We start from the raw sequence: 12775 nt of genomic DNA on the forward strand, positions 1-12775 counted from the left end.
GCAGCGCGCCGGGTCGTCGTCCGCGCGGAGGCACCGTCTCGTACACCATATGGAGTATCAGGCAGCAGGCTGATGTATCCGCGGTGCCATCGCTAGCGTTGCCGCCCATGGAGCACCGCTGCGGCAAGCATGCCGTCCTGGCCAACCCGGCGTCGCGCATCCCGATCTGGATGGATTGCGCCATCCACCGGTACACCGGCTACCAGATCGACCGCCGTTTCGCCGTCGTCGTCTCTCTGGAGTTCTCCTACGAGGAGACCGCGTCGTTCGACTGGATCATCGAACACGGCATGCTCTAGCTGGTGTATCCGGGATAGAGCAGCGCCAGCTCGCCGGGGTACATGGCGATCAGCCGCAGCTCGTCGTCCGTCAGCGGCCTGCCCGTCGCCGCGTTGCACAGCTGGACCAGCTTGAACGTCAGATCCTCCTGCCCGACCTCGACGCCGAGGTCGTCCATGACGTGACGGAAGCCGGCGAGGCCGCCGTACTCGCCGGTGAGCACCAGCCGGCCGCTGCCGGCGTGCCGGTCGGCGTGGAACGGGCCGAGGGTGTCCTCGTCGTACAGCTCGTAGTTGCGGTGGTCCTTCAGGGCTCCGTCGGCGTGGATGCCCGACTCGTGCGCGAACGCGTTGACCCCGACGCCCGGCTGGTGCTGTGGCAGCGGCTGCCCGAACGCGTAGGACGCCCAGTGCGCGAACCGCCGCGCCCAGGTCAGGTCGATCGGGTCGCCGATCTGCGCGTCCCCGGGCACGCCGAAGCCGTGCCGCAGCGCCAGGATGCAGCTCACCAGGTCCGCGTTGCCGGACCGCTCGCCGATCCCGTTGACGCACGTGTTGATCCACGCGTCCTGCCCGGCCGCCAGGTCGCCGAACGCCCCCGCCAGCGAGTTGGCCACGGCCATGCCGAGGTCGTTGTGGCAGTGCGTCTCCACCGGCATCCCGGTCGCGGTGGCGAGCGCGGCGAACCGTTCCCCGATCCGGCCGGGGGTGTCGCCGCCGATGGTGTCGCAGTACCGCACGCGGTCGGCTCCCGCCTCGCGGGCGGCCAGGGCGAACTCGGTGAGGAACGCGTCGTCGGTGCGCGAGCCGTCCTCGGCGTTCACGCCGACGGTCTCCACGCCGGCCTGCTTCGCCGCCTGTACCGCGGCCACCATCTCCTTGATGACCGCCTCCCTGTCGAGGCGCCCGCGGAACTTCCCGCGCAGCATCTGATCCGACGTCGAGATCGACAGGTTGTAGTGCCGCAGCCCGAGCGGCGCGGCCTTCTCGACGTCACCGGCGACGGCCCGGCACCATCCTGACAGCCGCAGGTCCCCGAACGCGCCGGCGGCCTGCAGCGCGGTCTGCGCCCGCACGTACGGCACCTCGTGGAACAGGAACGGGAACCCGATCTCCGACTGGGCCACCCCGAGCCGCCCCAGGTAGAAGTTGACCATCGTCTTGCCGAACTTCGACAGCCCGGTCCGAGCCGTCTGCACCCCGTCACGGTTGGTGACGTCAAGGAAATGAATCTGTGGCATACCCCGAGGTTGACTGCCGCTCGTGCACTGTGTCAATGTTGATGAAAATCAAGCAGGAGGTGCCGGTGGCCAGGTGGATCGGGGCAGACGAGGCGTCCCGCCGACTGGGTGTGAAACCCGCCACCCTCTATGCGTATGTCAGCCGCGGCGTCCTCGCCCGCCGCAAGGGCGACGACGGCCGCAGCGTCTTCGACTCGGAGGAGATCGAGCGCCTCGCCCTGCGCGGCCGCCCCCGCCACCGCCCCGGCGCGGCATCGGAGCTGGTGATCGAGTCGGCGGTGACCCTGCTCGGCCCGGACCGCGCGTACTACCGCGGCCGCGACGCCATCTCCCTCGCCGCGACGACCACCTTCGAGGCCGCCGCCACCTGGCTCTGGACCGGCGACCCCACCGCGCTGCCCACCGTCACGCCCCAGGCGTCGGCCGCTCAGACGTCGGCGGGGGCGTCTGCTGGTTCCACGCAGACGTTCGCCGACACGGCGGCGGGCCCCGGCTGGGCCGCCGATCCGGTCGCGGTGGCCGCCGCCCGCGCCGCCCAGGAGCGACTCCCGCCGGGAGTGCTGCCACTGGAGCGCCTCCAGGTCATCACCACGACGCTCGCCGCCGCCGACCCGGTCCGCCTGACCCTGGACCCGGCCGCGGTGATCCGCACCGGCCAGACCCTGATCGCCGGCCTCGTCGACGCCCTGCCCACCCCCATGCCCACTCCCGGGGCCGATGCCGGCCGGCAGGTGCCGGAAGGGGACGCGGACCGGGGTGCGATCGCATCGCGGTTGTGGGAGAAGCTCGCCGCCCCGGGCGCCGATCCCGCCCTCGTCGATGTGCTGCGGTTCGCGATGGTGCTGCTCGCCGACCACGAGCTCGCCGCGTCGACCCTGGCCGCCCGGGTCGCCGCCTCGGTCCGCGCCGACCCGTACGCCGTCGTCGCCGCCGGCCTCGGCGTCACCAGCGGCGCCCTGCACGGGGGCGCCTCCTCGGCGTTGAGGCGATGCTCACCGAGGCCACCGACCCCTCCCTGGCCGCCGCGACGATGGGCCAGCGCCTCCGCCGCGGCGAACGGATCCCAGGCTTCGGCCACGCCGTCTACCGCTCCGGCGACGCCCGCGCCACGGCCCTCCTCGACCGCATCCGCGCCGCGCCCCGCCCGGCGCCGACCGCCGCGCCCATCCTGCGCTCACCGTCGCCGACGCGATCCTCGACGAGGCCGCCGCCGCCACCTCCCGCACGTCAACGTCGACTTCGCCCTCGGCCTGCTCACCACCCTCGCCGGCATGCCCCGCGGCGCCGGCGAGGCCGTCTTCGCCGTCGCCCGCACCGCCGGCTGGCTCGCCCACGCCATGGAGGAGTACGCCCACCCGACCCGCCTGCGCCTGCGCGCCTCGTACACCGGCCCGCTCGCCTGAGACCCAGGCCGACACGCTCGCGCCGGCGCGAGACGAGCCCCCGGCGCCGGCCCGGACCGCCCTGACCGCTTGAGCGCGCCCGGACCACCACCTTCGACGACCGCGGAAACAGGGGGCTGGGATGGACACAGATCCGAGACGTCCGGCGTGGGCGCCCGGCGTGCTGGCGCAGATCGGCCAGGCGTTGGGAGGCGCGTGCCGGCCGTGCGGCTGCCAAGTCGGCGAGGGCCGACTCGGCTGGCATCCTGCGTGCGGGCTGCCTGGCGTGACGGTGCGGCGTCGGTGTGGGCGGGTCTGGGAGGCGCCGCGCATGCCGACGCCGGTGTCGGATCGGCGGTCGCTGGGTGGGTCGGTGTCGGGCCTGCAGGTGGAGGGCCGTCGAGCGCCGCGCTGGCCGTCGCTCGGCGTGCGCGTGTCCGGCCCGCCGGCACCAGGCCGACGCGGGTGGGATGGGAAGTCACCAGGCGTGATGGTGTCGGGCCTGTCGGCATCGGATTGGCGGGCGTTGGGTGGGTCGGTGTCGGGCGTGCAGGTGGAGGGTCGTCGAGCGCCGCGCTGGCCGTCGCTCGCGTGCGCGTGTCCGGCCCGCCGGCGTCGAGCCGATGGGGGTGGGATGGGGAGTCGCCAGGCGTGATGGTGTCGGGTCTGTCGGCATCGGGTTGGCGGGCGTTGGGTGGGTCGGTGTCGGGCGTGCAGGTGGAGGGTCGTCGAGCGCCGCGCTGGCCGTCGCTCGCGTGCGCGTGTCCGGCCCGCCGGCGTCGAGCCGATGGGGGTGGGATGGGGAGTCGCCAGGCGTGATGGTGTCGGGCCTGTCGGCATCGGATTGGCGGTCGCTGAGTGGGTCGGTGTCGGGCGTGCAGGTGGAGGGTCGTCGAGCGCCGCGCTGGCCGTCGCTCGGCGTGCGTGTCCAGCCCGCCGGCGTCGAGCCGATGGGGGTGGGATGGGGAGTCGCCAGGCGTGATGGTGTCGGGCCTGTCGGCATCGGGTTGGCGGGCGTTGGGTGGGTCGGTGTCCGTCGTGTGGGTGGTGGGTCGATGAGCACAGGGGCAGCCGGTGCTCGCCGTGCGCGTGTCTGGCCCGATGGCGTCGAGCCGATGGGGGTGGGACGGGGAGTCACCGGGCCGGATGGTGTCGAGTCATTGCATGCGTGCGGCGGAGACGTTGGGCGTGCCGGTGCCGGGCTCGCGGGCGCTGGGTGGGTCGGTGTCAGGCATGTGGGTGGCGGATCGTTGAGCGCGGTGGCGGCCAGTGCTCGGCGTGCGGGTGTCCGGCTTGACGGCGCAGGGCCGATGCGGGCTGGATCTGGAGCTGCGGGGTGTGATGGTGGCGGGTCGTGGAGGGCTCGTGTCGGAGCCGCCGGGCGTGAAGGTGCCGGGTCGTGGAGGGCTCGTGTCGGAGCCGCCGGGCGTGAAGGTGCCGGGTCGTGGAGGGGTCGCGGCGGAGCTGCCGGGCGTGAAGGTGCCGGGTCGTGGAGGGGTCGCGGCGGAGCTGCCGGGCGTGAAGGTGCCGGGTCGTGGACGGCTCGCGGCGGAACTGCCGGGCGTGGCGGTGTCAGGTCATGGGCGGCTCGCGGCGGAGGCATCGGGCGTGAAGGTGCAGGTGTGGGCCTGGCGGACGCCGTGGTGCGGGAGCCGGTGGCGGCCGGCCGCCCCGCAGCAGAGGCGTCGATCTCCGCCAGCAGCCGGGCATTCCGCAACCGCGTCAGCTTCGTTGCGTGACGGGCCGCCAGCCCATGGGTCCGGGCCTCCGCGAACTCCGCCCCGGCCCGCAACCGCTCCGACCGGCGCCGCGACCACGAAGCCCGCGCCGCCGCGAGGCGTGCGTCCCAATCGATCGGGCCAGGAGCCGCGGCAGACCCGCAAGACGGTGCGTCCAAAGAGAAATACGGTCGTGGCACGTGCCGCCTCCCCCCGGTAGGCGCTACCCCCTCATCCTCGAACCCGCACACCGCCACGTCCAGCGCGATCACCTTCAGCAACCGCCGACATGCTCCCCGTGGTGATGAGGAAGAGGGCGGCGATGTAGGTGGTCATGACGATCAGGTCGCGGGCGGGGAAGTCCAGGTCGGCGGCGCCGAGGCCGATCAGCAGGTCGGAGAGCAGGAACAGGGCGGCGCCGGTGGCGACGGTGCGGGAGACGGCGGCCGCGGCGGCGGCCATCGCGGACAGGGCGAGGCTGTACACCAGGATCGGCACGCGCAGGGCGCCCAGCGACGGCCAGAGCAGGATGTTGAGCACGGCCCACAGGACGCCGTAGGCGGCCGCGGCGGCGGGGTGCAGGGGAGCGCGGCGCAGGAAGGCGAGCAGGAAGCAGACCTGGGTGCCCAGGAAGCAGGCCATGCCCAGCAGGAAGGGCACCAGGCCCGGCACGAGCAGGGCGACGTCGCCCGCGAAGGCGAAGACCAGGCCCCAGCCGATCAGGGACATGCCGGCCTTGCGCACGAGGTACCAGAGCAGCAGCGGGGCAAGCAGCGGCTTGGCGATCCACTGCAAGGGGTGCCAGGCGAGGGCGACGCCGGTGAGCTCGACCAGGGCGGCCCCGGCGAAGAGCCAGAGAACCAGCCTCATGAAGGTTGCCAGCCCGGGCGGCCGAACACGAAGCGCAGGCGGTGCCGCCAGGTGGACGATGCGCGCACGTCGCGCCAGATGTCGCGGTACTCGTGGGTGGCGACGCGCAGGGGGTTGTACGTGGCGATGTTCTTCGTGAGGCCGTAGACGACGCGGGCCCGTTCGGGTTCGAACGTGCCGAAGAGGCGGTCCCAGACGATGAGGATGCCGGCGTAGTTGCGGTCCAGGTACTCGGCGTTGGCGCCGTGGTGGACGCGGTGGTGCGACGGGGTGTTGAAGAACCACTCGACAGGCGCCCAAAATCGGCCGACCCGCTCGCTGTGCAGGAAGAACTGGTACGCGAGGCTGATCGACTGCTGCAGGAACACCATCCACGGCGGGATGCCCAGCAGCGGCAGGAACAGCCAGAACGGGGTGCCGGTCATCGGGGTCCAGCTCTGCCGCAGCGCCGTGGAGAGGTTGAAGAAGACGCTGGAGTGGTGCACGACGTGGCCGGCCCAGAAGATGCGGACCTCGTGGTGCAGGCGGTGGAACCAGTAGTACGCGAAGTCGTCGGCGAAGAACAGCAGCGCCCACGTCCACGGGCTGTGCGGGTCGAGCTTGAGCGGGGTGAGGACGTAGAGGCCGGCGTAGGCGAGCGCGACGACGATCTTCCACGGCACGCCGATGATCTGGCTGCCGAGGCCCATGGAGAGGCTGGTGGTGGTGTCGCGGACCTCGTAGCCGCGCTCGTCGTCGTCGGGCAGGAACCGGTAGGACACCGCCTCCATGACGATGAGCAGCAGGAACGCGGGCACGGCATAGAGCACGGCGGGGATCATCATGCTCGGGTTTCCTTTCGAGCCTGAACGGCCAGGAGGGGGGCGGTGAGCAGGGCCTGGGCCTGCGTGAACGCGGAGGCGGCGGCGCCGGCGGTGATGTGGTCGCTGAGCCGGCGGTGCCCGGCGACGTCCAGCAGCTCAGCGGTGCGCAGCGTGGACGGGACGCGGCCGACGGCGAGCGCGCCGCTGACGAGGCTGTTGAACGCGAGGAGATACGCGGTGTTGCCGCTGCCGGCGACGACGGCCCGCCACAGTGCGACGTTCGCCTCGCCCATGCGGTCCAGGTCCGGGGCCGCGGCGGCGAGCGCGTCGACCGAGGCGGCCACGCGTTGCTTTGCGGCGGGTGTACCCCGCAGCGCGCACAACCTGGCCGAATCGGCCCCCAGGCAGGCACGCATCTCCATCATGTCGCGCACGAGCGTGCTGACCGGCAGGATGTCGCCGCTGGACATGGCCAGGTCCAGACCGGCGTGCAACCGCCAGTCCAGGACCCTGGTCGCGCCGCCCTGGCTGACCTTGACCAGACCGAGCTGCTGGAGCCGGCGCAGCGCCTCGCGCACCGCGTGCCGGTTCACCTCGAACGTCGCGGCGAGCTCGCGCTCGCTCGGCAGGGCGGTGTCCGGCGCGTAGGCGCCGCTGAGCACGGCGTCCCGCAGCTGCGCGAACACGTGGTCGGACACGGAGCTGCGAGGTGCGGGCGTCAGGGTCACGCCGCGACTGTCTCACACATCAACTGGTTGGACCAGTCCCGGCGAAGAGGATCAGGGCCGGGGTCAGGTGGGCTCAGTCCGTCAGGCTGTCCACGATCTTCTGGGCGGTCGTGGCGTGTTTGGCGTACGCGCTGGCGAAGGCGCTGCGCTGGACCGCCTGCGCGGCCCCGGTGACGCTCATCGACTGCCAGCCGGAGACCTTGATCAGCTTCGTGTAGAACTTCGCCGACGCGAACGCCGGGTCCATCAGCTGCTCGACCGTGCCCCAGATGCTCACCCGCTGCTGGAAGATGCCGAGCGAGTCGTAGTTGGTGCCGGTGCCCTCGTGGGGGAGCTTCAGCGACGCGGGGACCTTCGGGTTCGCCAGGTTCTTCAGGTACGTCTCCTGCAGCGCCGTCGCGATCGCCACGACGAACGCGCGCTCGGGCAGGCCCATCTGGCGGCCGACCTCGATGACGATGAACGCGTTGTTGGTCGCCGCCTGGGTGAGCCCGGCGACCGGCTTCGGCACCAGGGAGGCGCCCGGCGCCGAGGCCAGCTCCACACCGCGGGCCGCGCTGGCCCGGGCGTGCGTCTCGTAGAACTTGGCGGCGTCGAAGGAGGTGTCGTCGGTGACCGCCGCCGGCTCGTTGGGGAAGATCGCCCAGGAGACGCCGACGCTGATCAATGAGGCGACGAGGCTGATCGCGGCAAGCATCGCCATCCTGCTGAAATGCAGGCGGCGTGCGGCAGCGCGCCTACGCCGGGGGGTGGCGCCACGCACCGCGACAGCTTATGGACGCGGCGCCCCATCCGGAAGACGTCTTAACAAAACCTAAGGAACACTGATCAATCCGCGCCGCTTGAGTAGTGGCTCGATCAACGGATCGCGACCACGGAAGGCCCGATAGACCTCCATCGAATCGGCGCTGCCGCCCTTGGCGAGCAGGCCGTCACGGAACGTGTCCCCGAGCTCCCGGCGCAGGCCGCCCTGTTCGGTGAGCCAGTCGACGGTGTCGGCGTCGAGGACCTCACTCCAGATGTAGGAGTAGTAGCCGGCGCTGTACGCGGCGCCACTGAAGATGTGCGCGAAGTACGCGGTCCGGTACCGCGGCGGCACGAACGGCACCGCCACCCCGGCCTGCTCCAGCGCCCGGGCCTCGAAGGCGGGCACGTCGGTGACCGCCTGGGCCTCCTCGACGCTCAGCGTGTGCCAGGCCAGGTCCAGCAGCGTCGCGGCCAGGTACTCCGTGGTCGCGAAGCCCTTGTTGAACTGCTCGGCCGCCTGCAGCCGCTCCACCACCGACTGCGGCAGCGGCTCGCCGGTGCGGTGGTGCGTGGCGTAGTTGGCCAGGACCTCCGGCCACAGCATCCACACCTCGTTGACCTGGGACGGATACTCGACGAAATCGCGGGGGACCCGGGTGCCGGCGAACTTCGGGAAGTGCACCTGCGAGAAGAGGGTGTGCAGCGCGTGACCGAACTCGTGGAACAGGGTCCGGACCTCGTCCAGCGTGAGCAGCGTCGGCTCGCCCGCCGGGGCCCGGTTGATGTTGAGGTTGTTGACGACGACCGGTGCGGTGCCGAACAGCCGCGACTGCGGGACCAGGGCGTTGGCCCAGGCGCCGCCGCGCTTCGACGCACGGGTGAAGAAGTCGCCGATGAACAGGCCGAGGGGCCCGCCGTCGCGGTCGAAGACCTCGAAGACGCGGGCATCGGCGTGATACGCGGGGAGGTCCGGCCGCTCCTCGAACCGGATGCCGTACAGCCGGCCGGCGGCGAAGAAGACCCCGTCGCGCAGGACCCGCTCCAGTTCGAAGTACGGCCGCAGCTCCGCCTCGTCGATCGCGTAGCGCTCCCGGCGGATCTGCTCGGTGTAGTACGCCCAGTCCCACGGCTCGAGCGTGAACGCGTCGCCGATCGTCTCCTGCAGGTCCTCGGCCTCGATCCGGGCGTTGGCGACCGCGGCCGGTGCCAGCTTCGCCAGCATCTCCTGGACGGCGTCGACGCTGCGGGCGGTGTTGTCGGCGATGTTGTACGCCGCGTGGTGCTCGAAGCCGAGCAGCCGCGCCCGCTCCGCCCGCAGGCGCACGATGCGCAGCACCGACGCGGTGGTGTCGTGCTCGCCGCCGCTGGAGCCGCGCCGGACGGAGGCGGTGTGCAGCCGCTCACGGACCGCACGGTTGTGCAGCGACGCCAGGGCCGGCTGAGCGGTCGGCAGGATCAGGTTCAGCGCGTAACCGTCGGCAAGGCCCCGGTCACGGGCCGCCACCTCGGCCGCGGCGACCGCGTCGGCGGACAGCCCCGCCAGGTCCTCGGCGTCCTGCACGACGACGGCGCTGGCCTTCATCTCGTCGCGGACGCTGTTGCCGAACTCGGTCGCGAGGGCCGCGAGCTCGGCGTTGAGCTCCCGCAGCCGCACGTGCTCCTGCTCGGTCAGCCGCGCCCCGGCGCGGACGAACTCGGTGTGGTACCGCTCCAGCAGCCACGCCGCCTCGCCGTCCAGGGCGAGGGCGTCGCGGGACGCGTACAGCTGCTCGATGCGGGCGAAGAGTCGCCGGTCGAGCATGATGGCGTCGCCGTGCGCGGACAGCAGCGGCACCACCTGCGACTCGATCTGCTGCAGGTCGGGGCTGGTGTCGGAGCTGGTGACGTTGAAGAACGCGGCAGACACGCGTTGCAGCACGCGGCCCGAGCGCTCCAGCGCGACCAGGACGTTGTCGAACGTCGGCGGCTCCGGCAGGGTGGCGATGGCCTCGACCTCGGCCCGCTGCTCGGCCATGCCCCGCTCGAACGCGGGCAGGTAGTGCCCGATCTCGATGCGGTCGAAGGGCGGCAGCTGATAGGGCAGGTCACTCGCGGCGAAGAACGGGTTGTCCGTGGTCACCTACCGACTGTACTGGGGCGGGACTTTTCCGGAAGTCCGTGCAACCGATCCGGCCGCGGGCACCGTGAGTAACGCATGACGGATCGGGACACGGCGTTCGCCGAGTACTTCGCCGCGCGTTCGGACGCGATGCGCGGCACGGCGTTCCTGCTGTGCGGCGACTGGCATCGGGCCGAGGACCTCACCCAGGTGGCGTTCACCAAGCTGTACCTGGCGTGGGACCGGGTCAGCCGGCACGAGGCCCTCGACGGCTACGTCCGGCAGACGCTCGTCCGGGCGTTCCTGGACGAGCGCCGGCTCGGCTGGTGGCACCGGGTGCGGGTCACGGACCGGCCCCTGGACGCCGCCACCCACGACCGGGCGCCCGACGACCGGATCGCGATGCTCGCCGCCCTGGCCGTCGTGCCGGCGCGGCAGCGGGCGGTCCTGATCCTCCGGTACTGGGAGGACCTGTCCGTGCAGGAGACGGCGGCCCTGCTCAGTTGCACGACCGGCACCGTCAAGAGCCAGGCCGCGCGGGGGCTGCAGACCCTTCGCTCGCATCTCAGCCCAGCCACCCGCGACCATTGAGGACGCAGTTATGAACGAGGACGACTTCCGGGTGTCGCTGCGCGACGCCATCGACAGCTCCACCCCGCCGCCGCCGATGTCGGCCGCGGTGGCGGTGACCACCGGCCGCCGGGCCGCCCGCCGCCGCAACCTGCTCGCCGGTGGCGCGGCGGCCGCGGTGACCGTCGTCGTCGCCGCGGTCGCGGCCGCCGTGGCCGGCGGCGGCCTCGGCTCGGCCGCGCCGCAGCAGGCCGGCGCGCCGGGTGGCACCCCGGCCGTGACCGCCGGGACACCGGGCAACGACAAGCAGGTCTGGCCGACCGGGCCGGACGGTCAGCCGCAGGAGGACCGCACCGCCCGCGCCGGCACCAGGTTCGACCAGGGCGAGCAGCTCCTCGTCGACCTGCTCGCGGTCGTGCCGGCCGGTTACACGGCGCTGAACAACCCCGGCACCGATCAGCTCGTGCCGTCGCGCATGTCGCAGGCCCAGTTCGAGAACAAAGTCGGCGGCAAGGACGCGTGGTCGTATCTGGCCAGCACCCAGCTCGGCAGGGACGGCGGCGTCGGCCAGCTCCTCGTCACGGTGTACGAGCCGGGCCTGATCACCGCGACCGGCGATGCGTGCGCGGTCGCGGGCGCGTTCTGGACCACCCCGGCGAGCTGCAGGCCGGTGACGACCACGGCCGGTGTCACCGTCGGTGTGGCCGTCGGCACCTCGGACGGCTACGAGCAGTGGGCCGCCTACCGGCACGCCGACGGCACGGTGGTGTTCCTGGCGCAGACGAAGGCCGACAACCGGCCCGGCGGCGGCGGCAAGGGCCTCACGGCGCTACCCCTGCCCGAGGACCGGCTCGCCGCCCTCGTCGTGGACGAGCGGTTCCACATCACGGCGTGACGCGTGCGTGGCCGGCCGGACGACCCGGCCGGCCACGTGGGCGAGCCCCGCACCGAGAGTGTTGACCAGCACGTCGTCGGTGGCGCTGACCCGGCCCAGGTCCAGCACGTACTGCAGCACCTCCACGGTGGCGGATCCGAGCGCCGCCAGCAGCAGCACCCGCCACAGGGTGAGCCGTGGCCAGCGCAGCGGGGCGAACGCGCCGAACGCCGCGAAGACAGCCAGGTTGCCGACCATCTGCACCACGGCGGCGCCGGCATCACCGGACAAGACCCCGTGCAGACCCGCGACCGGGTCGAGCTGGATCCGGCGGGGGGCGTCGGCGGGGGTGAGGATCATCCAGATCCACGGCAGCGTGCCGCAGACCGCCGCCACCAGGCCGAACGTCCGCCGGCGGTCGGGGGAGCGGCGCCCCGCGACGAAGCACCACAGGACGCCCAGCGCGGTGAAGACGGCAAGGACGGTCAGCCAGCGAAGCATCAACGCGCTGTGCCCCCATGATCACAAAACCTGCGCATGTCGGCGGCGGAGCGTAGCGGAGGCGTCGACATGCGCCGGAACGCTGGCCGTGAGGCTGTCGGCCAGGACGGTGATCTCGTCGCCGGGGCAGTAGTCGAACCGGATCCGCACCTCGTCGCCGGTGAGGACCTCGACCGGCTCCCGCAGCGGCACCACCAGGTAGTTCATGGTCCAGTCGACGCTGCCGGGCGGCTCGTACAGCAACGACAGCAGGTTCTTCGTCACCACGCGCACGGCGTTGACCAGTGCCGGTCGCTCCGCGACGAACCGCAGGTCGCCCGTGCAGTGGTGCGGCAGCGGGTCGGTGTAGAAGAACTGCTGGAAGACCTGCGGCGCGGCGGCCTCCACGGTGCGGGGCTGGAGGCTCTCCGGCAGTTGGAACACCGGCGCCGGCACCGTGTAGCCGAAGTAGGTGAAGTCCTGCTCGACCGGCTGCACCGCCTGCACGCACGCCTCCGGCACGAACCGTGGCAACGGGCCGCCGATGTGGCGCAGGTAGCGGCGCTTGAAACTGTTGATGACCTCGATCTGCCGCTCGCGGAGCAGCCCCACGTGCAGCATCTCGCACAGCACCACGTCGACCGGCTCCTCCGGCAGGTAGTCGCGGGCGTCGGCGTGCAGGACGGTGACGGCGTCGCCGACCGAGGCCCGCAGCGCCGCCTCGGCGGTCGCGAAGACCCGCGGCTCCCGCTCGATCGCGATGACGGTCCCACCCTGCCGGGCGGCGAAGTAGGACAGCACACCGGTCCCGCAGCCGAGGTCCAGGACCCGGGTCCCGGGCCGGACGGCGTGCGCGATCGCGTCGGCGAACGCCGCCATCCGGCGGTCGTCGGACAGCAGGAGCGCCTGATACTGCAGCGGGATCACGTCCGCCGGGAATCCGAGGTGTTCTGCGGTGAGCTCCCGGTCGGGGTGTTCCATGTGCA

The 12775-nt window shown here is 72.3% G+C and carries 11 protein-coding genes and 2 pseudogenes; 5 read left to right on the forward strand and 8 right to left on the reverse strand.

Features of this window, described 5'->3' with window-relative positions:
• The first annotated feature begins 107 nt into the window (after positions 1–107).
• Positions 108–299, forward strand: a complete 192-nt coding sequence (locus OHA72_RS17525) for a hypothetical protein (protein ID WP_327008886.1) — start codon at positions 108–110, stop codon at positions 297–299.
• Here the strand turns inward: OHA72_RS17525 and OHA72_RS17530 are convergent.
• Entirely contained in the window at positions 296–1519 is a 1224-nt protein-coding gene (locus OHA72_RS17530; protein ID WP_327008887.1) for a hydroxymethylglutaryl-CoA lyase-like TIM-barrel protein, read from the reverse strand. The genes OHA72_RS17525 and OHA72_RS17530 overlap by 4 nt on opposite strands.
• A gap of 41 nt (positions 1520–1560) precedes the next feature.
• On the opposite strand from OHA72_RS17530, the pseudogene OHA72_RS17535 reads away from it, so the two are divergent.
• Positions 1561–2591 (forward strand): annotated as a pseudogene (locus OHA72_RS17535) (citrate/2-methylcitrate synthase); the annotation flags it as partial.
• Between the two features lie 205 nt (positions 2592–2796).
• Positions 2797–2922 (forward strand): annotated as a pseudogene (locus OHA72_RS64685) (hypothetical protein); the annotation flags it as partial.
• Positions 2923–4850: 1928 nt separating this feature from the next.
• Here OHA72_RS64685 and OHA72_RS17540 read toward each other — a convergent pair.
• The 5 genes from OHA72_RS17540 to OHA72_RS17560 all read right to left on the reverse strand — a co-directional run bounded on the left by OHA72_RS17540 (position 4851) and on the right by OHA72_RS17560 (position 9886).
• On the reverse strand, positions 4851–5489 hold the full coding sequence (locus OHA72_RS17540) for a lysoplasmalogenase (RefSeq protein WP_327008889.1): 639 nt from the start codon (positions 5487–5489) through the stop codon (positions 4851–4853).
• A complete protein-coding gene (locus OHA72_RS17545; protein WP_327008890.1) occupies positions 5486–6313 on the reverse strand; it encodes a sterol desaturase family protein in 828 nt (275 codons plus the stop codon). Before OHA72_RS17545 ends, OHA72_RS17540 begins: the two co-directional genes overlap by 4 nt.
• Positions 6310–7020 carry a FadR/GntR family transcriptional regulator gene (locus OHA72_RS17550; RefSeq protein WP_327008891.1) on the reverse strand — a complete coding sequence of 237 codons (711 nt, stop codon included), beginning with the start codon at positions 7018–7020 and terminating at the stop codon, positions 6310–6312. The genes OHA72_RS17545 and OHA72_RS17550 overlap by 4 nt, the downstream gene beginning before the upstream one ends.
• A gap of 73 nt (positions 7021–7093) precedes the next feature.
• Positions 7094–7717 (reverse strand): hypothetical protein, encoded by a 624-nt coding sequence (locus tag OHA72_RS17555; RefSeq protein WP_327008892.1) that lies wholly within the window; start codon positions 7715–7717, stop codon positions 7094–7096.
• Between the two features lie 117 nt (positions 7718–7834).
• Positions 7835–9886, reverse strand: coding sequence for a M3 family metallopeptidase (locus OHA72_RS17560; protein ID WP_327008893.1), 2052 nt, complete (start codon positions 9884–9886; stop codon positions 7835–7837).
• A gap of 75 nt (positions 9887–9961) precedes the next feature.
• Here OHA72_RS17560 and OHA72_RS17565 point away from each other — a divergent pair, with 75 nt between their 5' ends.
• Both OHA72_RS17565 and OHA72_RS17570 read left to right on the forward strand, forming a co-directional pair.
• Positions 9962–10456, forward strand: coding sequence for a SigE family RNA polymerase sigma factor (locus tag OHA72_RS17565; RefSeq protein WP_327008894.1), 495 nt, complete (start codon positions 9962–9964; stop codon positions 10454–10456).
• Between the two features lie 10 nt (positions 10457–10466).
• Positions 10467–11330 (forward strand): hypothetical protein, encoded by an 864-nt coding sequence (locus tag OHA72_RS17570; RefSeq protein WP_327008895.1) that lies wholly within the window; start codon positions 10467–10469, stop codon positions 11328–11330.
• On the opposite strand, the gene OHA72_RS17575 is transcribed toward OHA72_RS17570, so the two are convergent.
• Together OHA72_RS17575 and OHA72_RS17580 are read right to left on the reverse strand one after the other, a co-directional pair.
• Positions 11265–11810: a VanZ family protein gene (locus OHA72_RS17575; RefSeq protein WP_327008896.1), complete on the reverse strand. Its 546-nt coding sequence runs from the start codon at positions 11808–11810 to the stop codon at positions 11265–11267. The two genes, OHA72_RS17570 and OHA72_RS17575, sit on opposite strands and share 66 nt — an antisense overlap.
• A 21-nt stretch (positions 11811–11831) precedes the next feature.
• Positions 11832–12770, reverse strand: a complete 939-nt coding sequence (locus OHA72_RS17580) for a methyltransferase domain-containing protein (RefSeq protein ID WP_327008897.1) — start codon at positions 12768–12770, stop codon at positions 11832–11834.
• Positions 12771–12775: the final 5 nt, after the last annotated feature.

Origin of the sequence: Dactylosporangium sp. NBC_01737 (assembly GCF_035963215.1) — a bacterium.
Taxonomy (GTDB): Bacteria; Actinomycetota; Actinomycetes; order Mycobacteriales; family Micromonosporaceae; genus Dactylosporangium.